General features: G+C 72.6%; 20 protein-coding genes. 5 read left to right on the top strand and 15 right to left on the bottom strand.

Features of this window, described 5'->3' with window-relative positions; all coding sequences use genetic code 11:
- Positions 1-63: 63 nt before the first annotated feature.
- A complete protein-coding gene (locus WFJ17_RS02830; protein WP_336647635.1) occupies positions 64-1,377 on the bottom strand; it encodes a serine hydrolase domain-containing protein in 1,314 nt (437 codons plus the stop codon).
- A 210-nt stretch (positions 1,378-1,587) separates the two neighbouring features.
- On the opposite strand from WFJ17_RS02830, the gene WFJ17_RS02825 reads away from it, so the two are divergent.
- Together WFJ17_RS02825 and WFJ17_RS02820 are read left to right on the top strand one after the other, a co-directional pair.
- Positions 1,588-2,823 carry a serine hydrolase domain-containing protein gene (locus WFJ17_RS02825; protein WP_336647634.1) on the top strand — a complete coding sequence of 412 codons (1,236 nt, stop codon included), beginning with the start codon at positions 1,588-1,590 and terminating at the stop codon, positions 2,821-2,823.
- A 1-nt stretch (position 2,824) separates the two neighbouring features.
- Complete coding sequence (locus WFJ17_RS02820; RefSeq protein ID WP_336647633.1) at positions 2,825-4,126, top strand: serine hydrolase domain-containing protein; 1,302 nt, start codon at positions 2,825-2,827, stop codon at positions 4,124-4,126.
- Positions 4,127-4,231: 105 nt separating this feature from the next.
- On the opposite strand, the gene WFJ17_RS02815 is transcribed toward WFJ17_RS02820, so the two are convergent.
- From WFJ17_RS02815 to WFJ17_RS02805, 3 genes are all read right to left on the bottom strand, one after another.
- Positions 4,232-4,897 (bottom strand): response regulator transcription factor, encoded by a 666-nt coding sequence (locus tag WFJ17_RS02815; protein ID WP_251443651.1) that lies wholly within the window; start codon positions 4,895-4,897, stop codon positions 4,232-4,234.
- Complete coding sequence (locus tag WFJ17_RS02810; RefSeq protein ID WP_336647632.1) at positions 4,888-6,735, bottom strand: sensor histidine kinase; 1,848 nt, start codon at positions 6,733-6,735, stop codon at positions 4,888-4,890. Before WFJ17_RS02810 ends, WFJ17_RS02815 begins: the two co-directional genes overlap by 10 nt.
- A 184-nt stretch (positions 6,736-6,919) precedes the next feature.
- Positions 6,920-7,882: a J domain-containing protein gene (locus tag WFJ17_RS02805; protein WP_336647631.1), complete on the bottom strand. Its 963-nt coding sequence runs from the start codon at positions 7,880-7,882 to the stop codon at positions 6,920-6,922.
- 85 nt (positions 7,883-7,967) lie between these two features.
- Here WFJ17_RS02805 and WFJ17_RS02800 point away from each other — a divergent pair, with 85 nt between their 5' ends.
- The gene (locus WFJ17_RS02800) at positions 7,968-8,798 is read left to right on the top strand and encodes a 2-phosphosulfolactate phosphatase (protein ID WP_336647630.1); all 831 of its coding nucleotides are present in this window, start codon (positions 7,968-7,970) and stop codon (positions 8,796-8,798) included.
- An 84-nt stretch (positions 8,799-8,882) separates the two neighbouring features.
- On the opposite strand, the gene WFJ17_RS02795 is transcribed toward WFJ17_RS02800, so the two are convergent.
- A complete protein-coding gene (locus WFJ17_RS02795) occupies positions 8,883-9,461 on the bottom strand; it encodes a TetR/AcrR family transcriptional regulator (RefSeq protein WP_251443643.1) in 579 nt (192 codons plus the stop codon).
- Between the two features lie 79 nt (positions 9,462-9,540).
- On the opposite strand from WFJ17_RS02795, the gene WFJ17_RS02790 reads away from it, so the two are divergent.
- A complete protein-coding gene (locus WFJ17_RS02790) occupies positions 9,541-10,422 on the top strand; it encodes an NAD-dependent epimerase/dehydratase family protein (RefSeq protein ID WP_251443640.1) in 882 nt (293 codons plus the stop codon).
- 58 nt (positions 10,423-10,480) lie between these two features.
- Here WFJ17_RS02790 and WFJ17_RS02785 read toward each other — a convergent pair whose 3' ends face one another.
- Complete coding sequence (locus WFJ17_RS02785; RefSeq protein ID WP_251443637.1) at positions 10,481-11,131, bottom strand: GntR family transcriptional regulator; 651 nt, start codon at positions 11,129-11,131, stop codon at positions 10,481-10,483.
- A gap of 83 nt (positions 11,132-11,214) precedes the next feature.
- Here WFJ17_RS02785 and WFJ17_RS02780 point away from each other — a divergent pair, with 83 nt between their 5' ends.
- Positions 11,215-14,064 carry an FAD-binding and (Fe-S)-binding domain-containing protein gene (locus WFJ17_RS02780; RefSeq protein ID WP_336647629.1) on the top strand — a complete coding sequence of 950 codons (2,850 nt, stop codon included), beginning with the start codon at positions 11,215-11,217 and terminating at the stop codon, positions 14,062-14,064.
- Positions 14,065-14,307: 243 nt separating this feature from the next.
- Here WFJ17_RS02780 and WFJ17_RS02775 read toward each other — a convergent pair whose 3' ends face one another.
- From WFJ17_RS02775 to WFJ17_RS02735, 9 genes are all read right to left on the bottom strand, one after another.
- The gene (locus WFJ17_RS02775) at positions 14,308-15,102 is read right to left on the bottom strand and encodes an ABC transporter ATP-binding protein (RefSeq protein WP_251443631.1); all 795 of its coding nucleotides are present in this window, start codon (positions 15,100-15,102) and stop codon (positions 14,308-14,310) included.
- Positions 15,099-16,154: a FecCD family ABC transporter permease gene (locus WFJ17_RS02770; protein ID WP_336647628.1), complete on the bottom strand. Its 1,056-nt coding sequence runs from the start codon at positions 16,152-16,154 to the stop codon at positions 15,099-15,101. The genes WFJ17_RS02775 and WFJ17_RS02770 overlap by 4 nt, the downstream gene beginning before the upstream one ends.
- Positions 16,151-17,200, bottom strand: coding sequence for a FecCD family ABC transporter permease (locus tag WFJ17_RS02765; protein WP_336647627.1), 1,050 nt, complete (start codon positions 17,198-17,200; stop codon positions 16,151-16,153). Before WFJ17_RS02765 ends, WFJ17_RS02770 begins: the two co-directional genes overlap by 4 nt.
- Positions 17,200-18,231, bottom strand: a complete 1,032-nt coding sequence (locus tag WFJ17_RS02760) for an iron-siderophore ABC transporter substrate-binding protein (RefSeq protein WP_292882565.1) — start codon at positions 18,229-18,231, stop codon at positions 17,200-17,202. The genes WFJ17_RS02765 and WFJ17_RS02760 overlap by 1 nt, the downstream gene beginning before the upstream one ends.
- Positions 18,232-18,351: 120 nt before the next feature.
- On the bottom strand, positions 18,352-18,837 hold the full coding sequence (locus WFJ17_RS02755; RefSeq protein WP_336647626.1) for a hypothetical protein: 486 nt from the start codon (positions 18,835-18,837) through the stop codon (positions 18,352-18,354).
- A gap of 145 nt (positions 18,838-18,982) precedes the next feature.
- Positions 18,983-19,789 (bottom strand): prolipoprotein diacylglyceryl transferase, encoded by an 807-nt coding sequence (locus tag WFJ17_RS02750; RefSeq protein WP_336647625.1) that lies wholly within the window; start codon positions 19,787-19,789, stop codon positions 18,983-18,985.
- Entirely contained in the window at positions 19,789-20,133 is a 345-nt protein-coding gene (locus WFJ17_RS02745; protein WP_336647624.1) for a hypothetical protein, read from the bottom strand. The genes WFJ17_RS02750 and WFJ17_RS02745 overlap by 1 nt, the downstream gene beginning before the upstream one ends.
- A 99-nt stretch (positions 20,134-20,232) precedes the next feature.
- Positions 20,233-21,942, bottom strand: coding sequence for a radical SAM protein (locus WFJ17_RS02740; RefSeq protein WP_336647623.1), 1,710 nt, complete (start codon positions 21,940-21,942; stop codon positions 20,233-20,235).
- Positions 21,943-22,106: 164 nt separating this feature from the next.
- The gene (locus tag WFJ17_RS02735) at positions 22,107-24,764 is read right to left on the bottom strand and encodes a hypothetical protein (protein WP_336647622.1); all 2,658 of its coding nucleotides are present in this window, start codon (positions 24,762-24,764) and stop codon (positions 22,107-22,109) included.
- Between the last annotated feature and the right edge of the window lie 75 nt (positions 24,765-24,839).

The raw sequence follows: 24,839 nt of genomic DNA, 5'->3' as shown, positions 1-24,839 counted from the left end.
GCGGGACGGATCCGGACCCGGACCCTGACCCCGATCCGGACCCCGGGGCCGCCGTCTCGTCGGCTACTTCTTCTGCGGGGCGAAGGGGGTGCCGATCGTCGTCGCGAGGGCCTGGAAGATCCGGGTCGCGGGCGAGCTGCAGGGCAGGTCGGTCGGGTTGTCGGTGAGCGTGCGGGCGTCGCTCGCGCAGTCGCCGGAGGGGATGTCGCTGTTCACCATGGTGATGATCGTGGTGTCGTCCGCCGTGCTGTAGAACATCGCCGTGTTGTAGCCGGGCAGCTCGCCGGTGTGGCCTACCCATCCGTTCTGGCAGCCCCAGCCGAGGCCGTAGCCGCCCGCGCCCGGGCCGTTGAACTCGCGGAACGAGGTGAGCCGCTCTTCCTGCTGCTTCGCCGGCACGAGCCCCGCGCCGGTGGCCTCCGCGCGTCCGTAGCGCAGCAGATCCTGCGCGCTCGAGATCAGCTCGCCCGCGGTCCAGCCCCACGACGGGTTCCAGTTCGTCGTGTTCGCCGGGTTCTCCGGCGTCCCGTGGCCGCCCTGCAGGGTGAACCCCTGGGCGTGCGGGTCGGGGAACGCGGCGGATCCGGCCGGGAAGATCGTGTGCGTGAGCCCGAGCGGCGTCAGGATCTTCTCGGCGAGCACGTCCTGATAGCTCTTGCCGGTCACCTTCTGGATCACGAAGCCCAGCAGGATCGTGTTGGTGTTGGAGTAGTCGAAGGCGGTGCCCGGCGCGAAATCCTGCGGCGGCAGCGAGATGCCCGCCTTGAGCAGCTCCTCCGGCTTCCACACCCGGTCCGGATCCGAGAAGAACACCTTCTGCCAGGCGTCGTCCTTCGTGTAGCTCGTCACCGAGCTGCTCATGTCGGCGAGCATCCGGATGGTGACCTCGCCGCCGCGCGGCACCCCGTCCACGTACTTCGAGATGGGGTCGTCCAGGCTGAGCTTCTCCTCGGCGGCGAGCTGCACGGTGAGCGTGCCGGTGAAGGTCTTGGTGATGGATCCGACCCGCTGGTAGATGTCGGTGGTCATCGGTGCTCCGGTGGCGGGATCCGCGATGCCGTACGCCTTGAGGAACAGGCCCTTCGGCGACTGCACGGCCACGACGGCGCCCTTCGCGGACGTCTGGGCGAAGGAGTCCTGCGCGGCCTTGTCGATCGTCGCGACGAGGTCGTCGGGCATCGCGGAGGTCGGCAGGTCTGCGGAACGGGCGACGACCGCGGCGGGATCCGCGACGCAGGTCGACACCGCCGGCACGGTCGACGTCGGCGTGCCGGCGCCGGTGGCGGTGGGGCCGGTCGAGGGCTGCGATGAGCACCCGGCGAGCAGGAGCAGAGCGGCCGCGAGCGCGACCGGCCTCGCGAGTCGTGCGGTGGCCATGACGGTGTCCCTTCCGATGAGCGAACCCTCCCGAGCACACTCTCCCATCACGGCCCGCGCGAAGGAATAGACGTAGACCCATTCCGCGCCGGTGCCGGCTTCGGGAGACTGGATCCGCTGGGGATGCCGGGGCCGACGCGGATCTCATCGGGGAGACCGCGTCGGCGAAACCCGCCGTGTGCGGGAGACGACGGAGGAGTCACCGTGAGGATGTCGAACAGGGGTCGCCGGGTGGCGGCGCTCGCCACGGCGGCGGTCATCGCCCTGTGCCTCCCGGCCTGCGCCGGTGCGCCGGTCGGCGGCCCGTCGGCGTCGCCCTCGCCCTCCGCCCCGGGGCGATCCGTCACGACGGATCCGGCTGCGCTGCGGGCCCGCTTCGCCGCCCTCGCCGCCGAGCTGGGCGTTCCGGGGGCCGCGATGCTGGTGCGCACCCCCGACGGGGAGGTCACCGCGACCTACGGCACGACCGAGCTGCACGGATCCACTCCGGTGTCGCTCGACGATCACTTCCGCATCGGATCCAACACGAAGACGATGACCGGGACCGTGATCCTGCAGCTCGTGCAGGAGGGGCGCATCGCGCTCACGGACAAGGTGTCGAAGTACCGCCCCGACGTGCCGAACGGCAGCCGCATCACGATCGAGCAGCTGCTCACGATGCGCAGCGGGCTGGCGAACTACACCACCACCCTCGCGCTGAACACGGCCCTCGACACGCAGCCGCAGCGGGTGTGGGATCCCGAGGAGCTCGCGGCCATGGGCCTCGCCGAGCCGCCGCTGTTCCCGCCAGGGGACGGCTGGGCGTACTCCAACACCAACACCGTGCTGCTCGGGCTCATCGCGGAGCAGCTCGAGCAGAAGCCGCTCGCGGAGATCTTCCAGGAGCGGCTGTTCACTCCGCTGGGGTTGCGCGAGACGTCGTACCCCGCGGCCGACGACGCCGCCCTCCCCGCACCGTTCTCGCACGGCTACATGTACTCGACCAACGTCGACACCATGGAGACGAGCGAGCTTCCGCCCGATCAGCTCGCGCAGGCGAAGGCCGGAACGCTGCTGCCCGGAGACACGACGGAGCTGAACCCGTCCTGGGCGGGGGCCGCAGGCGCCGGGGTCTCGACGATCCGGGACCTCGCGCACTGGGTCGAGGCGCTGGGCGGCGGTGGCCTGCTCAGCCCGACGCTGCAGAAGGAGCGCCTCGCCAGCGTGCAGCCGGTGCCCATCCCGCTGCCCCCGCTGCCCGACCCGCAGTACGGGTGGGGGATCGCCAAGATCGGGCCGCTCTACGGTCACACGGGTGAGCTGCCGGGCTTCAACTCCTTCATGGGGTACGACCCGGAGCAGAAGGTGACGATCGTCGTCTGGACGAACCTCGCCCCGGCAGCCGACGGGCGTCCGCCCGCGGCGACGATCGCCACGACGCTCATGACGAGCATCTACGGAGGTTGAGATGATCACGCCGTCCCGCCGCACCCCCCGTCGCCCCCTGGCGCTCGCCGTGGTCGTCGGCGCCCTCGTCCTGGCCGGCTGCACCAGTCCGTCCGGCGCCGCGCCCGGCACGGCCTCGCCGTCGCCGTCCGCGAGTGCGGCGACCGCCGGCTGCGTCGCGGATCCGGCCGCCACCATCGCCGCGAAGGCCGGCGCGAAGACGCTGTCGGCGCTGCCGGCGGAGACCGTCGCGAAGCTGGACGCCGCGGCGGCCAAGGCCTTCGCGCTCGGAGCCTCGCCGGGCGCGGTCGTGGGGGTGCGCACGCCGGAGGGCACCTGGACCAAGGCCTACGGGAACGCCGATCTCGCCGGGACTCCGATGCAGGTCGGCATGCACACCCGCATCGCGTCGCTCACGAAGATGTACACCGCGACGATCGTGCTGCAGCTCGCCCAGGAGGGGAAGCTGAAGCTCAGCGACACCATCTCGAAGTATGTGGACGGGATCCCGAACGGAGACCGGATCACGCTCACCCAGCTCGCCGACATGACCAGCGGCGTCGCCAGCTACACCATGAACGAGAAGCTCCTGGAGAAGTACTTCGCGGATCCGACCGCGGTCTACACCCCCGAGGAGGTCATCGCGGCAGGAGCCGCCGTCTCGCCTCTGTTCCCCCCGGGCGAGGGCTTCGCCTACTCGAACACGAACACGGTCCTGCTCGGGAAGGTGATCGAGAAGGTGACCGGAGAGGATGTCGGCCGGCTCATGCAGTCCCGGATCTTCGATCCGCTGCATCTGGCGAACACGTCCTGGCCCGGCACCTCGGCGGCGCTGCCCGAGCCGTATGCGCGCGGCTACACCCTGAACGGGAACAGCGCGACCCCGGACGCCCCGGCCGACTCCACCGACTGGAACCCGTCGTGGAGCTTCACGGCCGGCGAGATCATCTCCGACATCGACGATCTGCTGACGATGGGACGCGCGCTGGGCACCGGGCAGGGGCTCGTCGACGCGAAGACGCAGACCCTGCGGCTGACCTCGTTCTCCGACATCGGCTACGGCTTCGGGATGAGCTGCTCGCAGGGGTGGGTCGGGCACACCGGCGACCTCTCCGGCTACAACACCTCGCTCTTCTACGACACGGCGACGGACACCACGGTCGCGGTGCAGACCAACAGCGACATCGCCTCGGGCGGCTGCACGACGTCGCCCACGCTCACGGACGACCCGGGCGATGCGATCTGCCAGACGCCCGCGGTGCGGCTCCTGGTCGCCCTCACCGGTGAGCTCGGCACCGCCTATGCTCCGCCGCCGCGGAAGTAGCACGAGGAGCGCATCCTCCCGCCGGGGTCGTTGAGCGAGCGCGCCCTCCCGTCGGGGTCGTTGAGCGAGCGCAGCGAGACGAAACGCGGTGCCCCCGTGAAGGGCTCAGCGGTACTCCTCGGCGACGGAGGCGAGGAATCGCAGCACCGCGAGCACGCGGCGGTGGTCGTCGCCGTCGACGGGCAGTCCGAGCGCGGTGTAGATGTGCGAGGTGTGCTGCACGACCGCCTTCTCGGTGAGGAAGAGATCGGCGGCGATGCGCGCGTTGCTGCGTCCCTCCGCCATGAGCGAGAGCACCTCGAGCTGGCGCGGGGTGAGCGATCCGACGGCTCCGCTCGCGCGGCTGGCGCGGGTCACCAGCACCGAGACCACCTCGGGGTCCAGAGCCGTGCCGCCCGCGGCGACGCGGCGCAGGTCGGCGGTGAACGTGGTGACGTCGGCGATGCGCTGCTTGAGCAGGTAGCCGAAGCCGCCGCCGTCCTGATCCAGCAGCTCGGTCGCGTAGCGGCGCTGCACGTACTGCGAGAGCACCACGACCGGGATCCCGGGGTGCGCCGTGCGGATCCGGAGCGCCGCGAGCAGGCCCTCGTCGGTGTGCGTCGGCGGCATCCGGATGTCGGTGATGACCAGGTCCGGCGTGAGCAGGTCCACCTGCTCCAGCAGCGCCTCGGCGTCGCCGACGGCGGCGGCCACCTCGAAGCCGTCCTGTGCGAGCAGGTGGCGCAGACCCTCGCGCAGCAGCACCTCGTCCTCGCCGATGATCACCCGCATGGCAGATCCACCTTCACCTCGGTGCCGTGTCCCGGATCCGACCGCAGGCGCAGCCGGCCGCCCAGCGCGTCCACCCGATCGAGCAGACCGCGGAGCCCGGCTCCGCGGTCGAGGCTCGCTCCGCCGACCCCGTTGTCGTGGATCACCAGGTGCAGCCGGCCGTCCTGGGTGCGCATCGCGACGCGCACCCGCGACGCCTTCGAGTGCTTGACGGTGTTCGTCAGGGCCTCGGCGATGATGAAGTACGCGGTGTGCGCGGTCGTCGACGAGATCGCCGCGTCGTCGACGTCGGCCTCCAGCGTCGCCGGGATCGCCAGGCGGTCGACGAGGTCCTCCGCGGCCGGGGTGAGCCTGCGCTCGGTGAGCGCCACCGGCAGCACGTTGTGCACCAGCCGACGCAGATCCGCCGCCGCCTGATCGATCCCCTGCCGCAGTCGGGCCGAGGCCTCGCTCGTCGCCGGGCGCGCGTCCGGGTCGTTCGCGATGGTCTGGGCGGCGAGGGCGAGCAGCACGAGCTGCACCTGGATCCCGTCGTGCAGGTCCTGCGCGATGCGCGAGCGCTCGCGATCGGAGGTCTCGACGAGCCGGATCCGGGACTGGCTGAGCGCCTCGTTGCTCGCCCGCAGCTCGGCGGTGAGGCGTTCCCGGTCGATCGCGATGGCGAGAACGTCGCCCGCGCGCCGCACCGGTCCCGGATCCGCGGTCATCCGGGTGTCGTAGACGATCGCGCCGACGAGCCGGGAGTCGATGCGGATCTCGCACCAGCCGCGATCCGCGCCGCGACGCGACGGATCGACCGGCGCGCCCGCCCCGTCGACGAACTCCTCGTGCTCCTCGGACCAGTAGACGACTTCCAGCGAGTCGTCGCCGAGGGTGGCCGCCAGTGCTCGCGCGACCGCAGGACCGCCCGCGCCGCTGACGCCGAGCCAGGCGCTCAGGGGTTCGAGGTCGCCCGTGCGGCGGAAGCCTCCGAGCAGCACGCCCAGCAGGAACGCGACGGGGATCGCCGCGGAGACGAGCAGCTGCGTGATGCCGCCGATCTCGCGGGGCCAGCCGAACGCGTGCACGATCGTCGGCGCGAAGGCGAGCAGCAGCACGGCGACGATGCCGTAGCCGAAGAGCGGGCCCAGCACCCGCCGGTGTCCGGGATCGGCCGCGACGAGCCGCCGGCTGAGCACGATCGCGGTGAGCACCATCGCGGTGATCCCGATGCCCTTCTGCACCGTGGCGATCACCCCGGCCGCGTCCGGTGCGAGCATCGAGGTCAGCACCACGGCGAGCTGGAGCACCGGGCAGGAGATCCACGCCAGCACGACCGTGGCGATGGAGAGCCGCCCGCGCAGCCGGCCCGACGGGAACGCGTGCAGCAGATGCACCGTCATCGCCAGGGGGCTCGTGGCGAAGACCGCGCTGACGACCGAGAGCACCTCGACGCCGACGTTCACGAGCCCGGCGAGGAACAGCGCGATGCCGCCGATCACGAGCAGCACTCCGGTGGCGTTGTGCGGCCGGCGCCACCAGGCCAGGAGCCCCGCGGCGACCCAGATCCAGAACACGCCGGTGAAGAGCGCGACGACCCAGAACGTGCTCCGGGCGCCCAGGCCGAGGGCGAGCTCGACCCCGCCGAGGAGGAACGCGAAGACCGCGACCATGATGAGGGCCGCGGGCAGCGGCCGGGGTGCGCCGGTGCGCGGAGTGACGGGGGCGGGGACCGCGCGGGGCGAAGGAGTGGGGGCTGCGCCGGGGGATGCCGAGCTCGGTGCGGGTGCGGGTGCGGGTGCGGGTGCGGGTGCGGGTGCGTCGGCGGCGGAGGCCGGGGTGCCGCCCTGCGTCGTCATCGGTCGCCCCTCTCCGCCCCGTCGCGTGCGCGACAAGTCCACCCTCATGATGGCCCGCCGCGGCGGACGTCGCCATGGGCCTGGGTCCTGTGCGGTCTGCAACGCGCACCTGCGGTCCGCAGGGCGCGCCCCTCCTCAGAGACTCAGAGACAGACGGGAGAGCCGGATCCGGATCCGGTCGTCGTCAGGCGAAGCGCACGGTCTGCTGGATCCGCGTGCGCAGATCGAACAGCTCGGTGCCGCCGATCGTGCGGGACCCGGGCACCCCGGCGCGGAGCAGGGGGCGCAGGGCGCTGCGGCGCACGACCACGACGGTCGTGCCGCGGATCGCGCCGAGCGGGGTCGTCGCCTGCGCCAGGTCGTCGTCCGGCAGTACCAGGATCGCGCCGCCGAAGCGCACCCGGGCGGCGCGGGCGATCGTTCGCACCTGCGTCACGAGTGCGGTGACCGGAGCGCGGGAGCCGGTGCCGGATCCGATGACCTCGCCGCCGCGGAAGCGCGCGATCTCGCCGAAGTCGGCCGACATCAGGCCGTACAGGCCCGAGGGGCCGAGGACGATGTGGTCGAGCGTTTCGGGCGACGGGGGTGTTCCGCCGGCGGCACCGGACAGGGGCGCGCCGGCCACGGGCGTCCCGGACGGGATCGCCACGTCGTGCCAGGCGGTGAAGCCCATACCCAGGTCGGCGACCGTCCGGGCGGTGTGCTCCTCGGCGAGGGCGTTCGCGAGAACTCGTCGCAGCTCGCGCGGAACCGTGCGCACGAAGGCGGGATCGTACGGATCCGCCACGTCGGATCCGGTCCAGGCGCGCACCTGCGCGATGTAGTGCCGACGCCGGCTCCCGCCCGCCTCCCCGTAGGACTTCGCGCGCGGCCGGGTGTCGGTGCGGGCCGCCGGGGCGCGCCAGCCGTCCCAGGGCACGTCGTCGTCGGCGAACCCGTGCCCGCGGTCGTAGCCCGCGCGCACCTCGGGGGTGCCGACGAGCTCCCAGGCGCGCTGCACCTGGATGAACACGGCCGCATCCCCGCCGGTGTCGGGGTGCGTGCGGCGCAGCTGCAGCCGGTAGGCGCGGCGGAGCTCGTCATCGGAGGCCGTGGCGACGACGCCCAGCACCTCGTACGCGGAGGCGGAGAGCGGGCTGTCGAACATCGCGCTCCTCGGGTTCTGCCGGCGGTCGTGCGGGCGGGGGCACGCGGGATCCAGGGTATCCGGTCGGCCCGGTAGCATTCCCCGGGTGAGCAGCACCGCGAGAACGCCGATGAGCCCCGACCGTCCGCTGCAGCAGGAGTACGAGGTGCGCTCCGACTGGGCGCGCGAGGGGCTGCGGTCGATCGGGCAGGGCGCCGGCGTGATCGTCGTGATCGACGCGATCTCGTTCACCACGACCGTGGAGCGGGCGGTCAGCGAGGGGCTCGAGGTGCAGCCGTTCGCCGGCACGAGGGCCGAGGCGGAGGCCGTCGCAGCAGGCGGCGGTTTCGGCGCGGCCCGGCTCGCGGGCCCCCGCGGGGGCGACGGTGTGACGCTGTCGCCGTCGAGCCTGACCGCCGAGAACGTCGCGGCGTTCGGCGCGACCCGCGCGGTGGTGCCGTCGTTCAACGGCTCCCGGCTGTCGGCCGCGGCGGCGGCCTTCGACGTGCCGGTGCTCGCCGCGTCGCTGCGCAACCGCACGGCCGTCGCGCAATGGATCCTCGCACGCCAGCATGCGGTCGGTCACCGGGTGAAGGTCGCCGTCGTCGCCGGCGGCGAGGTGCGCGACGACGACACCGTGCGCTTCTCGGTGGAGGACCTGCTCACCGCGGGCGCCGTGATCGACGCGCTCGGCGGGCTCGGCATCGATGCGTGCTCTCCCGAGGCGGCCGCGGCCTGCGCCGCGTACACGGGCCTCGCCCGGGCGGCGCGGCACCTGTTCACCGCGTCGACCAGCGGCGTCGAGCTGCGCGACGACTACGGCCAGGGCGGCGACGTGCTCATCGCCGCGGAGACCGACGTCTCCGCGACCGTGCCGGTGCTCGTGGACGGCGTGTTCCGGGAAGCGGATCCAGGAGATCTCGCCGACGGACGCTGATCCCGGATCCGGATCCCGGTTCGACTCTGCCCTGCCCGGGCGGCGGAGGCTGGGGAAGGGAAGCCGCCTCGCCTGCGCTCGGCTTCAGGCGAGTTCGGCGGCGGCGGCGCGCAGCTCGGCGAGCGCCTCGACCGAGTAGTGCGCCATCGCCTCTGTCGTCGCGTCCGGTTCCGCGGCCCAGCGTGCGAACGCGTTGTGGTGGGCGAGGACGCCGAGTTCGGCGGCGAGCCGCGCCACGACCGGCGCGACGCCCCTGGCGACGAGCGCCTCCTCCATCGCCGCGGCGAGGCCGACGGACTTCTGGGCGTTCCGCTCGCGCAACTCGGCGCTCGCGCTGACCACGGCCTCGAGCCGGGGCGCGATCTCGCGGCTCAGCGGTCCGTACGCGCTGGCGGCCCGGCGAAGCCCGTCGGCCACGGCGTCGAGCGCCGAGGCCTCTGGCGGTGCCGCCGCGATCCCTTCGGCGAGGAGGGCGCTCATGGCCGCCTGACCGGCGACGAGGAGCTCGCGCTTGTCGGTGAAGTGGCGGAAGAAGGTGCTCTTCGTCACGCCCGCCCGCGCGGTGATCTGTGCGACCGTGGTCTCGTCGTACCCCTGGTCGTGGAACAGGTCGACGGCGGCGAGGACCAACCGCTCGCGCGCTCCCGGTGCCCAACGTGCCATTCCTCCATTCTAGTTGACGGGACAAAGGTCCCGTCATAAAGTGATGGGACTACTATCCCATCACTCATCGGAGGTACCCATGCGGGTCTTCATCACCGGCGGCACCGGGCTCATCGGCTCGGCCGTCGTCGCCGAGCTCATCGACGGCGGGCACTCCGTCGTCGCGCTCGCCCGATCCGACGCGTCCGCCGCCGCAGCGGAGTCGTCGGGAGCCGCCGTCGTCCGCGGTGGACTGGCCGACCTCGACGTCATCCGGAGCGCCGCAGCGGCCGCCGACGGCGTCATCCATCTGGCGTTCGGCAATGACTTCTCGACGCAGGCGGCGCTCGAGCGGGACATCGCCGAGGAGAGCGCCGCGATCGACGCCATCGTCGATGCCCTCGCGGGCAGCGATCGGCCGTTCGTCGTCGTCTCGGGGACGCCGAGCGCCGAGGGGCGCCCCTCCGTCGAGACCGACCCGCTGCCCACCGACGGCCCGGTCGGCGGCCGTGCCGTCACCGTGGAACGCACCCTCGCGGCCGCATCGCGGGGGATCCGCACCGCGGCCGTGCGCCTGCCCCGCACCGTGCACAAGGACGGCGACGGCGGGTTCGCCGGGCTGCTCGCGAACATGGCGCGCCGGAGCGGAGTCGCCGCCTATCCCGGAACGGGCGAACAGCGCTGGCCCGCGGTGCATGCTCTCGATGCCGCCGTCCTGTTCCGGATGGTGCTCGAGAACGCCGCACCCGGCACCGCATGGCATGCCGTGCAGGATGAGGGCGACACCGTGCGCTCGATCGCCGAGGTGATCGGCCGACGTCTCGGCCTCCCTGTGCAGCAGGCGCCGGTCGAGGCCTTCGGACCGATCGGGCCCGTGTTCGCCGCGGACCAGCCGGCGTCCTCGGCCCATACGCGGGAGGCGATGGGCTGGGTGCCGACGCATGCGCGGCTGATCGAGGACCTCGAGGCTCTCGAGGCGTGAGACGGCGGAGCGCTCGGTCCGCCGGGTGCTCCCGGATGGGCGAGGGGCGCGCTGAGGGTCAGGCCCCGAGCGCGTCCACCAGTCGCTCCTCCGCGGATCCGAGATGGTCGTGCAGCAGCCGCGCGGCCAGGTCGCCGTCGTGGCCGCGCACCGCGTCGAGGATCGCGCGGTGCTGGGCGGCGATCGCCGCCGCGTCGAGCAGGCGGCGGTCCTGTACCTGCGCCATGCAGAGGCGCGCCTCGTCGAGCAGGGTGCGATACATCCGTGAGGTGCGTGCACTCGTCAGGCCGTCGATCAGGGCGGTGTGGAAGCGGATGTCGGGGTCGACCGTCGCGGGGTCCGGGCCGGGCGCCATCCCGGCGATCTCCTCGTTGGCCAGCACCGCGGCGGCGGGCACGACCCCTTCCTTCGCCAGGGTGCGCAGGGCGCCGGCCTCCAGAAGGGCCCGGGTGCGGTACACGTCGCGCACCATCTCCGCGTCGATCGCGGCGACGCGAGCGCTGCGGTGCGCGGTGCGCACGAGCAGACCGCTCATCACGAGCTGTTCGATCGCCGCTTTCGCGGTAGGGCGGGCGATGCCGAACTCTGCCGACGCCCAGGCCTCGGTCACCGGGGTGCCGCCCGCGAGGGCGCCGCTCAGGATCCGGTCGCGCAGCATCCTGCTCGCCGCCTCCACGACGCCGACGACGGCCAGTGTGTTGTCGACCATGCGATCAGTGTAGGAGATCCTCCACCCGTCGGTATACTTGTCTGACAATATGCTTCGCAGTGCAGCGAGAGTAAGGAGCCTCCATGCCCGCCACCCTGACCTCGCCGCTGGACGCCGCGCTGCTCGGCCCGGACGTGCGGGTCGCGTCCCGCACGATCGACCGCTTCGCCCGGGCGCACGACGCGTCGCATTACCTGCTCGTGCCGGATGCGGTCCTCGTGCCGCAGGACGCCGCCGCGGTCGCCCGGGTGTTCTCGGCCGTGCGCGCCGCCGGGCGCACCCTCACCTTCCGATCGGGCGGCACGAGCCTCAGCGGCCAGGGCGTCACCGGCGACGTGATGGTCGACACCCGCTCGGCCTTCCGCGGCATCCGCGTCTCCGACGACGGCCGGAGCGTCGCCGCCCAGCCCGGTGCGACCGTGCGACAGGTCAACACCCGCCTCGCCCGGTTCGGCTGCAAGCTCGGCCCGGATCCGGCGAGCGAGATCGCCTGCACCATCGGCGGAGTCGTCGCCGACAACTCCAGCGGCATGGCCTGCGGGATCGTCGAGAACTCGTACCGCACGATCGAGTCGATGCTGCTCGTGCTGCCCAGCGGCACGGTCCTCGACACCGCCGATCCTGACGCCGCCGCGAAGCTGCGCGAGCGCGAGCCCGCGATCGCCCAGGGCCTGGTGCATCTGCGCAACCGCCTGCGCGCCGACCCTGCGCTGAGCGCCGAGGTCGCGCGGCAGTTCTCGATGAAGAACACGATGGGGTACGGGCTGAACTCCCTCCTCGACTTCGACGACGAGGTGCGGATCCTGGAGCATCTCGTGATCGGATCCGAGGGGACGCTCGCGTTCGTCGCCGAGGCCCGGTTCCGCACGATCCCGATCCAGCCCGAGATCTCCACGGGCCTGCTCGTGTTCGACACGCTCTCCGCGGCGATGGCGGCGCTGCCCGGCCTCACCGCACTCGGCCTCGCCACGATCGAGCTGCTCGACGCCGCGTCGCTGCGGGTGGCGCAGTCCCTCAGCACCGTGCCCGAGGTGATCGCCGACATCGACGTGCGAGGGCACGCCGCGCTGCTCATCGAGGTGCACGCCGCGGATCCCGGGGCGCTGGAGGCCGGGGTCGAGGCTGCTCTCGCGCACGTCGGGACCCTGCCGCTCACCACGCCGGCGCGGATGACCCAGGATCCGGCCGAGCGCGGGGAGCTGTGGACCGTGCGCAAGGGCCTGTACACCGCGGTCGCGGGCGCTCGCCCGAGCGGCACGACCGCGCTGCTCGAGGACATCGCGGTTCCGGTCGAGGAGCTGCTCGGCGTGTGCGAGGGACTCACGGCGCTGTTCGAGAAGCACCGCTACGAGGGGTGCGTGATCTTCGGGCACGCCAAGGACGGCAACGTGCACTTCCTCGTGAACGAGCGCTTCGATGACCATGCGGCGCTGCGCCGGTACGAGGCGTTCACCGAGGATCTCGTCGAGCTCGTCCTCGCACACGGCGGCACGCTCAAGGCGGAGCACGGCACCGGGCGGATCATGGCGCCGTTCGTGCGGCGCCAGTACGGCGACGTGCTGACCGACATGATGTGGGAGCTCAAGGGACTCATCGACCCGGACGGGGTCCTCAATCCGGGTGTCGTGCTGTCGGATGACGAGACGTCCTACCTCGCCGATCTGAAGACCGTGCCGACCGTCGAGGGGGAGGTCGACCGGTGCGTCGAATGCGGGTACTGCGAACCGACCTGCCCCAGCAAGGACGTGACCCTCACCCCTCGGCAGCGCATCGTGCTGCGCCGGGACATGACGGCCGCCCTGCACCGCGGCGAAGTCGAGGTGGCGGCCGAGATCGCGCGGGACTACGACTACGACGCGGTGCAGACCTGCGCGGTCGACGGCATGTGCGGGGTCGCCTGCCCGGTCGACATCAACACCGGCGACCTCGTGCGCCGGCTGCGCGCCGAGGAGGCGAACCGGTTCGAGCAGGGCGTCTGGAACACGGCCGCGAAGGGCTGGGGCGCGATCACCCGCGGCGGCGGTCTCGCGCTGACGGTCGCGAACGCGCTGCCGGCGCCGCTCGTGACCGCCGTCACCCGCGCCGGCCGGGCCGTGCTCGGCGCGGACACCGTGCCGCTCTACGACGGCGGCCTTCCGGCGGGCGGGTCTCCGGCGCTGCGCGCGGCGGCTCCGGCGGACGCGCAGGCGGTGCTGTTCGGATCCTGCATCGGCACCATGTTCGGCGCGGAGCAGGATCCCGACGGCGTGCACGGCGAGGGCTCCCGCGAGGCGGTGCGGCTGCTGCTGGAGCGGGCGGGGATCGCGTACAGCGTGCCGGCCGACGCCGGCGGACTCTGCTGCGGCACCCCGTGGAAGTCGAAGGGTCAGCTCGACGGCTACGCCACGATGACCGAGCGCGTGCTGCCGGCGCTGTGGCGGGCCAGCCGGGAGGGAGCGCTGCCGGTCGTCTGCGACGCGGCGTCGTGCACCGAGGGATTGCACGTCATGCTCGCGAAGGCCGTGGCGGAGCATCCCGAGTACGCGGCTCTGCGCATCGAGGACGCCACGACGTTCCTCGCCCGGGAGGCGCTGCCGAAGCTGACGGTGCGCGAGCGGATCCGCTCCGTCGCGGTGCATCCGACGTGCTCCACCACGCAGCTCGGGGCGACCGGCGCGCTGCGCGCGCTCGCCGCGGCGGTGGCCGAGGACGTGTACGTGCCCGACGGCTGGGGGTGCTGCGCCTTCGCCGGCGACCGCGGCATGCTGCACCCCGAGCTGACCGCGAGCGCGACGGCGGTCGAGGCCGCCGAGGTCGCCGCGGCGGACGCGGAGCGCGGGGGGTTCGACGCCTACGTCTCGGCGAACCGCACCTGCGAGCTGGGCATGAGCCGAGCGACCGGAAGGGCGTACCGGCATGTGGTCGAAGTGCTCGAGGAGCTGACCCGGCCCTAGCGCGCACAACTCAGGCTGGATGCGAAGCGCGCGGCGCCCGCTTCGCGGAAATCCGCGGACGGGGTTGCTCCTCCGCCGGACGCAGCCTGAGTTGTGCACGGGCGGTCACCGTGCCGGACTCCCGCGCCTCCCGCTCTGATACCCCGCCCAGGACCGCTCCCGTCCCGCCGCAACAGCTACCGTCATCCGGTGCTCACAGCGGCACCTTGTGCCCCGGGAGGCGAGAGTCCGGGATCCGCCCGCTCAGCTCCGGTGCACGTCCACGGGCACGATCATCGGCGTGCCGGCGATCGGATCCGGGATCACGACCGCCTCGAGGTCGAACACCTCGCGGAGCAGCTCGACCGTGACGACGTCGCCCGGAGCGCCCTCGGCGACGATGCGGCCGTCGCGCATCGCGACGAGGTGATCGGCGTAGCGGGTCGCCAGGTTCAGCTCGTGCATCACGACGACCACCTGCGTGCCGCGCTCGCGCGAGAGGCGCACGAGCAGCTGCAGCAGCTCGACCTGGTGGGCGAGGTCGAGGTAGGTCGTGGGCTCGTCGAGCAGCAGGATGTCCGGCTCCTGCGCGAGCGCCATGGCGACCCACGCGCGCTGCCGCTGCCCTCCGGAGAGCTCGTCGATCGAACGCTCGGCGAACTCCGTCATGCCGGTGACCTGCAGGGCGTCGGCGACGACCTCGTCGTCGCGGTGATCGCGTCCGCCCAGCCAGCCGCGGTGCGGCGTGCGCCCGCGGTCGACGAGGTCGGCGACGCTGATCCCGTCGGGGGCGACCGGCGCCTGCGGCAGCAGGCCGACGATGCGGGCGACCTCCTTCGTGGGCAGCTGCGCGATCGCGGACCCGTCCAGCAGCACGGATCCGCTACGCGGCTTCAGCAGCCGGGCGAGGGTGCGCAGCAGGGTCGACTTGCCGCAGCCGTTGCCGCCGACGATCATCGTGATCCCGGATCCGGGGAGCGTCAGGTCGAGTCCGTCGATGACCGGGTCGCCGTCGTACCCGACGGTGAGGGCCTTCGCCTCGAGGGTGTGCGAGCTCATGCGCGCGTGCGTCCTCTCATCAGGAGCCACAGCAGGAACGGCGCGCCGATCGCGCCGGTGATCACGCCGACGGGCAGCGTGATCGGGAACAGGTGCTGGCCGACCGCGTCGCCGGCGAGCACGATGATCGCGCCGAGGAGGGCCGAGGCCAGGGGGAGGGCCGCGTCGCGCCGGACGAGCCGCAGGGCGATGGGACCGGCGAGGAACGCGACGAACGAGATGGGCCCGGTCAGCGAGGTGGCCACCGCGACGAGCAGCACCGCGCACAGGATCAGCAGGATCCGGGAGCGCTGCGGACGCGCGCCGAGCGCGGTCGCAGAGTCGTCGCCGAGGCGGAGGACCGGCAGCGCGCGCGCCGCCAGGAGCGCGATCACCAGCAGCACCAGCAGCGCGGGCGCGGTCGGAGCCAGCTGATCCCAGAGGCTGCGGCTGAGGGATCCGGCCATCCACACCGTCGCCTGCTCGGCGGCCTTGACGTCGGAGCGGGTGAGCACGTAGCTGATCACCGCCTGCAGTGCGGCGGCGACGCCGATGCCGACCAGCACGAAGCGCAGGCCGGAGAGCCCGCGGCGGTAGGCGAGCACCCAGATGAGGAGCGAGGTCGCGAGCCCTCCCGCGATGGCCGCGCCGGACACGACGAGTCCGGAGGCGCCGAAGAACGAGATGGCGGTGATCGCCGCGGCGCTGGATCCCGCGCTGATGCCGATCACATCGGGACTCGCGAGCACATTGCGCAGCAGGGTCTGGAACAGCATGCCGCCGAGGCCGAACGCGGCTCCCGCGAGCAGCGCGCCGACGACGCGGGGCAGTCGCAGCTCGACCACGGCGAAGCTCACGCCGGGAACGGTCTGGCCGGTGAGCGCGCGCAGCACGTCGGGCAGAGCCAGGGTCTTCGCGCCGAAGACCAGACCGGCGGTGCACAGCGCGACGACGACGGCGGCGAGTCCCGCGATGAGCACGGCGTCGCGCACGGCGTTGCGGCGGCGGGCGGCTCGGAGCCGATCCGCCGATGCGGTTGCGGCCGCGGTCCGCGCGGTGTCGAGGACGGTCATAGTCCCACCGCCTTGCGCCGGCGCAGGAGCGCGATGAACACCGGGGCGCCGACCACGCCCGTGACGATGCCCACTTCGAGCACTCCGGGGCGCGCCAGGATCCGGCCGATCACGTCGCAGACGAGCAGGAACGCCGCCCCGGCCCCCGCGGAGAGCGGCACGATCCAGCGGTAGTCGGCGCCGACGAGGAAGCGGACCGCATGCGGCACGGCCAGCCCGACGAAGCCGATGGGGCCGGCGAGGGCCGTGGCCGTGCCGCACAGGAGCACGACCGCGAGCACCGCGGTGAGGCGGGAGGCGCCGACCCGCACGCCCAGGCCGCGGGCGACGTCGTCGCCGAGGGCGAGCGCGTTCAGCCGACCCGAGCAGGCGACGGCGAGCACGGCGCCCAGGGCGAGGAGGCCGCTCAGCTGGGCGAGGGAGGAGAACGACGCCGCGGTCAGGGATCCGACCTGCCAGAACCGGAAGCTCTCCAGCGTCGACTGATCGACGATGAGGATCCCCGTGATCACCGCCGTCGCGATCGCGGTGACCGCCGCGCCCGCGAGGGCGAGCGTCACCGGGGTCGCGCCACCGGGGCTCGCCGCCGCGGCGCCGTAGCCGAGCACGACCGCCACCGCCGCGCCGGCGAGGGCGCACCACACGATCACGAGCGGCGCCTGCCATCCGAACAGCGTCATCCCGAGCACCACGAACAGCGACGCGCCGGCGTTCACGCCCAGCAGGCCGGGGTCGGCGAGCGGGTTGCGGGCCATGCCCTGCATGAGGGCGCCGCCCATGCCGAGGGCCGCTCCGACGAGGAGCCCGGTGATCGTCGTGGGCACCCGGGAGAGCACGGCCGCCTGGTCCGTCGATCCGTCCGGACGCAGGAATGCGTCCCACACGGCGTCGAGCGGCACGAGGCGCGCGCCCAGGGCGAGGGACAGCAGGGTCGCGGCGAGCAGGGCGACCAGGCACACGACGAGCGCCCACGCCGGGGCCCGGCGCGCGCGGCGGCGCGTCCTGGGTCCCGACGCGGGCGTCGTCGGTGCGGAGGCGAGGGTCATCAGGCCTTGGCGGCGGCCTCGCCGAGCAGCTTGGCGTAGGTCGGCAGCGCCCACGGGATGGACAGCACGGTGGGAGCCGACACGGCCATCAGCAGCGCCTCGTCGTTCACGAGCACGGCGGACCCCTTCTTCACGGCCGGGATCCGGCTGAGCAGCGGGTCGTTCTGCAGGGTGGACAGATCCCCGCCCTGCACGTAGACGACCGCGACGTCGGCGTCGAGCTTGTCGGCCTGCTCGGCCGAGATCGTGCCGACGAAGCCCTTCTCGTTCTTGGCGAGCTCGGTGATCGAGGCCGGGGTGGCGAAGCCGAGGTCGTTCAGGTACTGCACGCGCGTGTCGCTCGGCACGTAGTACTGCACCTTGCCGAGATCCTTCGCGTCGACCCACATGACCATGCCGGTCTTGCCCTTGGCGGCCGGGTACTTCGCCATCTCGGTCGACATGGCCTTCTCGGTGTCGGCGATCAGCGTCTTCGCCTCGGCGGACTTGCCGAGCGCCGTGCCGATCATCGTCGTCGAGTCGCGCCAGGACGTGCCCCAGGGGGAGCCCGGGTAGGCGACGGTCGGCGCGATCTTGGTGAGGGTGTCGTACTCCTGCTTCGTGAGGCCGGAGTTGGTGCCCAGGATCAGATCCGGCGAGGTGTCGGCGATCTTCTCGTAGGGGATGCCGTCGGTCTCGTCGTGCAGCGGCGGCAGCTTCGCCTTGTCGGCCTCGATCGCGGCCTTCGTCCACTCCAGGTAGCCGTCGCCGTCCGGGTCGCCGAAGGTCGCCTTCGGGATCGTGACGGGGATGGTGCCCAGGGCGATCGCGGCGTCGAAGCTGCCCCAGCCGATCGTCGCGACGCTCCGGGGCGCCGACTCGATGACGGTCTTGCCGTAGACGTGCTCGATCGTCGCGGGGAACGCGCCGTCGGCGGATCCGGTCCCGCTCGCGTCCGGTGCGGATCCGGTCGAGCACGCGGTGAGGGCGAGGGCGCCGGCGGTCAGGAGGCTGAGGACGGCCGCGCTGCGGCGCAGACGGAGGGAGGGCATGGGTCTCCTCGAAGAAAGGAACGGGTAGGTAGGTAAGCCTAACCTATGCTTCCCAATTCCTTGGGGACCAGTCGATCGTCGACCCCGCGCCGAGAGCGACGGCCCATCCGGGGGAGAGGTTCAGAGGCCGTTGAGCAGTCCCAGGCACGGCCCGATCACGATGATCCACGCGGCCGCCGAGATGATGAGGACTCCGACGCCGATGCCCCGGGTCTGCCGCCAGATCAGCAGGACCGCGCCCAGGATGAGCGGAAGCACGACCGCCCCGATCGAGAAGGCCATGCCGAGGTTGGCGAGGCTGAAGAACAGGATCAGGGCGAGGATCATGGAGACGCAGCCCACCGCGGTCCCGACGCCGATGCCCGCGCCGAAGCCCAGTCCCGAGCGCGGTGCCGGTGCGCCGGTCGGGCCGACGTATCCGGCGTAGCCGCCGGGCGCTCCCGGGACGCCGGGCGCTCCCGCGGGTGCGCCGGGTGCGCCGGGTTGTCCTGCGGGCAGCGACGCGCCGGGAAGAGCGCCGACGGGAGGGCCCGCGGGCGTGACCGGGCCCGGCGGCGGAACCGGTGCGGGCGGCAGCGGCGGGGTGAGCGGCGGCGCCAGGGGCACGGGTGGTTCCGGCGGCAGCGGCGGCGCGGGAGGATCCGGCGTTCCCGGGTGCACCGGCGGAGCCGGCGGTGGCGCCGGCGTGCCGGGAGGCGGCGGCGTGTCCGGGGGCGTCGGCGGCTGCGCCGGATCCGGTTCGGACGGGAGGTCAGGCGTGCTGTTCACTCGGGGTCCTCCTGGGGGTGAGCGGGAAGGCGCCTCGTCGCGCCTTCCAGACGATGCGGGCGAGCAGGAGCGGGATCGTGACGAGCAGGAAGAGCTGCGGTCGGGTCAGGCCGAGCCAGGCGACGTCGTTGCCGCGGACGAACTCGACGAAGAACCGGAAGACGCCGTAGGCCGCGATGTACAGGGTGAGGGTCTCGCCGGCGGCGATGTCGCGGTGGCGGAGCCAGAACCAGAGCAGGCAGAACGCGGCCGCGTGGAACGCGATCTCGTACACGAAGCTCGGATGCAGCGCCACGCCGGCCGGGGATCCGACCCGCGCCGCGGCGGCCGGATCCAGGACGATGCCCCAGCCCGTGCCGGTCGGGGTGCCGGGGCGCTCCGTGAAGAGGCAGCCGAAGCGGCCGATCGCCATCGCGATCGCCACGGCGGGGGCGAACAGGTCGCCGCTGCGGTCGCGGTAGCCGACGATCCTCTTCGCGACGTGCACGCCGAGCCACGCGCCGACCAGGGCGCTCAGGATCGAGGCGTTGCCCTGCGTCAGCTGCGCGACGAGGTCGCGGTTCCTGGTGAGGTCGATGTGCTGCGCCCAGGTGCCGAGGCGACTGAGGATCGCCGCGCCCAGCAGGGCTCCGAGCACGAGATAGGCGACCCGCGGATCCGTGACGCCCCGCCGGCGGCGTTCGATGAGGAACACGATCCCCGCCGCGCCCAGGCCGAGCGCGACGAAGAAGCCGTGCGTCTCGAGCGGGGGTGCCCAGGGCCCGAGCAGATCCTGCAGCGTCGGGAACATCAGAACCGCCCGATCCAGAACATCACCCAGAACGGCGTCGCGACGGCCGAGAGAAGCGCGAGGACCGACAGATACGCGAGGACCAGGCGGGTGTCGCCGAGCTTGCACTTCGATCGCAGCAGACCCTGACGACGGGCGCGCGCATAGCCGGCGATGGCGATGAGCGCGAAGCCCAGAACGGCGATCGGGCCGAGCACGCAGGCGATCAGCGCGACCGTCGTGAACACGCACAGCCGCAGCGGATCGAACGGCGGGGCGGGGGATCCGACCGTCTCGTCGTAGCGGTTCAGGCCCGTCAGATCGATCTTGCCGGGCTCCGGAGGTCCGCCGGACGTGCCGAGCACCGTCGATTCGCCGCCCGTCGCCGCGTGCGGCGCATGATCGACCGGTTCCGGCGGAGTCCGGAACGGGTCATGCCGTGCATCGCCGCCCGAGGACATGGCTCAGTGCCCCACCGAGAGCGGGAGTCGTGCGCGGTCGCCGGCGTCGACGCCCGCGTTGCGGGCGGGACCGGCGCCGCGGGCGCCCGCGGATCCGGTCGCGGTCGAGATGCGCGTGCGGGAGAGCGGCGCCCAGGCCTGCACGGCGCAGAACGGTGCGCACTGATGCGCCGAGGTCTGCTCGTTGACCGTCGCGACGTGCACGCAGCACTGCGTGAGGCGCTCCTCGATCATCGTGTTGATGTCCATGAAGGGCTTGACCGTGATGCGCTTGACGCGCTCGCCGAGGAACCGGCGCAGTCGCTTGTGCTGGCCGGGCAGCGCCGCGGTGGCGAGCTTGGTGAGCGTGCCGATGCCGAGGTCGCATCCCGTGCAGATGTCCTTCCAGAGGGATCCGATCGAGGGGTGCGACAGGGAGGACTGCTCGCTGAGCAGGTCGAGCAGCGATTGCTTGACCGAGTCCTTGAGCTTCTGGTTGATGCCGCTGTCGGCGATCCGGTTCGCGATGAGGTCGGGGTTGAGGTCGAGGAAGTCCTTGAGCTTGTCGTGGCCGACGAGCTTGGTCAGCGAGTTCCAGGATCCGGAGTCGTCTTTGAGCAGGTAGCCGACCGAGCAGCAGTGCGGGTGGCTGCACGGCAGCGCGGTGAGGTCCTTCCAGGTGACCTCGCCGTCGGTCTGGGGTGCCAGCCGCGCCAGCACCCCGGTGTGCGTGAGGCGGTCGTCCGGGTCGATCCCCGCGGAGCGTCCGGATCCGAACACGGGCTGGATGGTCACGCCGCCCACGTACGGCGTCGCCATGGCGCGGCGGATCACGGCGCCGATCTCGTCGTCGTTGACGCCCAGGGCCGCGGTCATCGTGAGGGTCGTGAAGACCCCCGCCTCGCTGAGCCGGGCGAGCGCCCGCTCCTTGAACCGGCGGATGTCCGCCCCGCGATGGTAGGCGGAGGCCTCGGCGCTCTCGCCGTCGTACTGCAGGTAGACCTCGACCCGCTCGCGATGCTTCTTCAGGATTTCGACGAGCGCGTCGTCCTGGGCGATGCGAAGGCCGTTGGAGTTCAGCAGGATGCGCACGACGGGGCGTGCGACGAGGTGCTCGAGCAGCTGCTCCAGCCAGGGATAGAGCGTCGGCTCACCGCCCGAGAGCATGAGCACGTCGATGCGGTCGTTCTCCCGTGCCAGCCGTGCGTCGACCGAGGCGAGCACGTCGGCCAGCGGTGCGATCGCGCTCGCCGCGGGGCTGGACTCCGCGAAACACGTCGGGCAGCGCAGATTGCAGTGGTCCGTGAGGTCCTCCAGCAGGATGCAGGTGTGCTGCGTCTGCATCTCGGGGAGGCCGTCCTCATAGGCCGAGGGCACGGGCTTGAAGTTGCCGGCGAGATCGGGCTCGTGGATCTTGGTCGGTGCGGTCCACTGCTCGAGGTAGGTGAGGATCTCGGCCGACTCGTCGTACATCGTGCGCTGCGGCCCGTGTTCGGGACACCCGCGCTCCAGCCATACCCGATCGTTCCGCACGGCCAGCCAGCCGCTCAACCGGCGGACGTCGGCGAGTGGGCGATCCGGATCCTCTTCGTGACAGGTCGGGCAGAACGCGTTGACGTAGCGATGCACGCGGTAGTCACGCAGGGGCTGGCCGGATCCCGCCGTCTTCACGCGGGCGGGGGCTCCCGCCGCAGCCGAACCGAGGCCTGCCGGAGTCTCCGCGGTGGGGGTCATGCGGCCACCCTAGCGGCCAGGGCATCGGGGGCGAGCCGCTTCCGCGGGGCGTGTGGAGAACCCCGTGGTTCTCGGTCGGAGGCGACGCGACACCGTCGTTCCGGATGATCAGCGGCTCGGAAGCGGAGGGCCGCCCGCGAGGACGACCCTCCGCTCGTTCGGATTCACGGACGTTCGAACGCCTTCGTGACCGCACCTGCAGCGAGCAGGATCAGCCCGGCGAAGAGCAGGAACGGGTCGGAGAACCCGGTCTGCGCGAGAGAGCCGTTCCTCGGAGTCGAGGCGTACAGGCTGTGCGCTGCCCCGACCAGGCTGTGTGCCACGGTGGACACGATCGGGACTCCGCCGGTGCCGGCGCCCGGAGCGGTTCCTCCGATACCGGACCCGGGAGTGCCGGTTCCGGTGCCGGGAGTTCCCGGGGTTCCGGTGCCCGGCGTGCCCGGAGCGGTCGGCAGGCCCGGCAGCGAACCGGTGATGCCCCCGATCACGCCGCCGATCACGCCGGGAAGGGATCCCGTGATCCCGCCGATCGCGCCCGGTGCGGAACCCGTGATCTCTCCGGCGACGCCGAGCGCCGCAGGAAGAGCTCCGGTGACACCGCCGACGATCCCGCCGAGGTCACCGATGGGCAGCGACGGCAGGCTCGGGAGGGTTCCGCCGGTGCCCGGGGTGCCGGGGACGGTCGGCAGACCCGGAAGACTGCCGGTCAGACCGCCGAGGATCCCGCCGACGTTGGGCAGGCCCGGGAGGGTTCCGCCGGTGCCCGGGGTGCCGGGGTTGCCGGTGCCCGGGAGGCCGGGGATGGTCGGCAGGCCCGGAAGGCCGCCGGTCAGACCGCCGAGGATCCCGCCGAGGTTGGGCAGGCCCGGGAGGGTTCCGCCGGTGCCCGGGGTGCCGGGGACGGTCGGCAGGCCCGGAAGGCCGCCGGTCAGACCGCCGAGGATCCCGCCGAGGTTGGGCAGACCCGGGAGGGTTCCGCCGGTGCCCGGGGTGCCGGGGTTGCCGGTTCCGGGAAGGCCCGGGACGGTGGGGAGTCCACCCGTCAGGTTGCCGAGGCTGGGCAGGGTCACCGCCGCGTGGGGTGCGGTGGCGCCGGTGGTGGGGACCGCGGCGTCGACGTAGACGTTGGTGCTGTCGGTGCCGATGCGGTCGGTCGTGGAGATTCCCTTGGGGCCTGCGGTGAGATCCCAGACGTCCTTGATTCCGAGGACGTTCAGGTTCTTGCCGACGTTCAGGCCGTCGGGGGTGGTGCCGGCGTGGACGCTGCCGACACCCGGGATGGGGACGGTGATGACGCCCGTGCTCGGGGTTCCGCCGGTTCCGGGAAGCCCCGGCAGGGTCGGCAGGCCCGGAAGGCCGCCGGTCAGACCGCTCAGGGGTCCGGTCAGTCCGCCGAGCGCGCCGGTGAGGTCGCCGAGGGGCAGAGCGGGCAACCCCGGGACGGTTCCTCCTCCATTACCGCCCGGGGTGCCGCCGTTGCCCGGGAGACCCGGGAGGGATCCGGTCAGTCCGCCGAGCGCGCCGGTGAGGTCACCGAGGGGCAGGGCGGGCAGGCCCGGAAATGTTCCGCCGCCGTTGCCGCCGCCGGTGGGTCCGCCGAGGTTCGGCAGGGTCACGGACGCGTGGGGTGCGGTGGTGCCGGTGGTGGGCACCGCGGCGTCGACGTAGACGTTCGTGGTGTCTGTGCCGATGCGATCGGTGGTGGCGATGCCGTTGCGGCCGGCGGTGAGGTCCCAGTCGTCCTTGATTCCGAGGACGTTCAGGTTCTTGCCGACATTCAGGCCGTCGGGGGTGGTGCCGGCGTGGACGCTGCCGACACCGGGGACCGGGATGGTGATCACTCCGGAGGTGCCGCCCGTTCCGGGAAGACCTGGGATGGATCCGCCGGGAAGACCCGGAACCGAGGGCAGGCCCGGGAGGGATCCGGTCAGTCCGCCGAGCGCGCCGGTGAGGTCACCGATCGGCAGGGACGGAAGACCCGGGATGGATCCGCCGGGAAGACCCGGAACCGAGGGCAGGCCCGGCACTCCGGGAAGCCCGCCGCCGGTGAGTCCGCCGAGGTTCGGCAGGGTCACGGACGCGTGGGGTGCGGTGGTGCCGGTGGTGGGCACCGCGGCGTCGACGTAGACGTTAGTGCTGTCTGTGCCGATGCGGTCCGTGGTGGCGATGCCGTTGCGGCCGGCGGTGAGGTCCCAGTCGTCCTTGATGCCGAGGACGTTCAGGTTCTTCCCGACGTCGAGGCCGTCCGGGGTGGCGCCGGCGTGGACCGTGCCGACCCCCGGGACCGGGATCGTGACGACGCCCGGGGATCCGGTGCCGCCGCCCGGTGCGCCGGTGCCGGGAAGCCCGGGAACCGAGGGCAGGTCGGGCAGACCGCCGGTGACTCCGCTGACGGTGTTCGCGACCTCGCTCGTGGCGGTGTCCGCGACGCCGGTCACCGTGTCCAGCACGGTGTCGACCGGTGCGGAGGGGAGGCTGGGATCCGTTCCTCCTCCCGGAGTCCCGCCGCCGGTCGAACCGCCGGGAACGGCGGAGGTGGCGGTGGCGAGGGTGTCCGTGACGAGGGCCGAGACGTCCTGGGTCACGGCGGGAAGCCCACCGGATCCCTCCGTTCCGCCCGAACCCGGCTGACCGCCGGACGGCTGGTCGCAGGGGGCGGTCAGCAGGTTCGTCACGGTCGTGAGAGCGCTCTTGACGACGTTGCAGCCGCAGTCGGCGCCGTTCGGCGGTGCCTCCGCGGCGTTCGCCGCCGTTGCGCCGGCGAGAGTGATCCCGCCCGCGAGGAGCGTGCCCCAGAGAGCACGCTTGACGATGCGATTCATGTTCTCTTTCCTTCTGATCTGGGGATGCGCGCATGCGCAATGACGCGTGCCGTCCTCGAAGGACGGCCGTGCCCC

It is taken from the genome of Microbacterium sp. MMO-10 (assembly GCF_037148715.1).
Lineage (GTDB): Bacteria > Actinomycetota > Actinomycetes > Actinomycetales > Microbacteriaceae > Microbacterium.
The sequence above is the reverse complement of the archived record's forward strand: the minus strand, read 5'-3'. Positions and strand labels throughout refer to the sequence as shown.

Bases quoted from the DNA above. Each gene is read 5' to 3' on its own strand.
- WFJ17_RS02830 (WP_336647635.1), bottom strand. From the start codon at position 1,377: ATGGCCACCGCACGACTCGCGAGGCCGGTCGCGCTCGCGGCCGCTCTG.
- WFJ17_RS02770 (WP_336647628.1), bottom strand. From the start codon at position 16,154: ATGACCGTCCTCGACACCGCGCGGACCGCGGCCGCAACCGCATCGGCG.
- WFJ17_RS02815 (WP_251443651.1), bottom strand. From the start codon at position 4,897: ATGCGGGTGATCATCGGCGAGGACGAGGTGCTGCTGCGCGAGGGTCTG.
- WFJ17_RS02805 (WP_336647631.1), bottom strand. From the start codon at position 7,882: ATGTTCGACAGCCCGCTCTCCGCCTCCGCGTACGAGGTGCTGGGCGTC.
- WFJ17_RS02790 (WP_251443640.1), top strand. From the start codon at position 9,541: ATGCGGGTCTTCATCACCGGCGGCACCGGGCTCATCGGCTCGGCCGTC.
- WFJ17_RS02785 (WP_251443637.1), bottom strand. From the start codon at position 11,131: ATGGTCGACAACACACTGGCCGTCGTCGGCGTCGTGGAGGCGGCGAGC.
- WFJ17_RS02775 (WP_251443631.1), bottom strand. From the start codon at position 15,102: ATGAGCTCGCACACCCTCGAGGCGAAGGCCCTCACCGTCGGGTACGAC.
- WFJ17_RS02760 (WP_292882565.1), bottom strand. From the start codon at position 18,231: ATGCCCTCCCTCCGTCTGCGCCGCAGCGCGGCCGTCCTCAGCCTCCTG.
- WFJ17_RS02735 (WP_336647622.1), bottom strand. From the start codon at position 24,764: ATGAATCGCATCGTCAAGCGTGCTCTCTGGGGCACGCTCCTCGCGGGC.
- WFJ17_RS02795 (WP_251443643.1), bottom strand. From the start codon at position 9,461: ATGGCACGTTGGGCACCGGGAGCGCGCGAGCGGTTGGTCCTCGCCGCC.
- WFJ17_RS02820 (WP_336647633.1), top strand. From the start codon at position 2,825: ATGATCACGCCGTCCCGCCGCACCCCCCGTCGCCCCCTGGCGCTCGCC.
- WFJ17_RS02825 (WP_336647634.1), top strand. From the start codon at position 1,588: ATGTCGAACAGGGGTCGCCGGGTGGCGGCGCTCGCCACGGCGGCGGTC.
- WFJ17_RS02780 (WP_336647629.1), top strand. From the start codon at position 11,215: ATGCCCGCCACCCTGACCTCGCCGCTGGACGCCGCGCTGCTCGGCCCG.
- WFJ17_RS02740 (WP_336647623.1), bottom strand. From the start codon at position 21,942: ATGACCCCCACCGCGGAGACTCCGGCAGGCCTCGGTTCGGCTGCGGCG.
- WFJ17_RS02765 (WP_336647627.1), bottom strand. From the start codon at position 17,200: ATGACCCTCGCCTCCGCACCGACGACGCCCGCGTCGGGACCCAGGACG.
- WFJ17_RS02750 (WP_336647625.1), bottom strand. From the start codon at position 19,789: ATGTTCCCGACGCTGCAGGATCTGCTCGGGCCCTGGGCACCCCCGCTC.
- WFJ17_RS02810 (WP_336647632.1), bottom strand. From the start codon at position 6,735: ATGACGACGCAGGGCGGCACCCCGGCCTCCGCCGCCGACGCACCCGCA.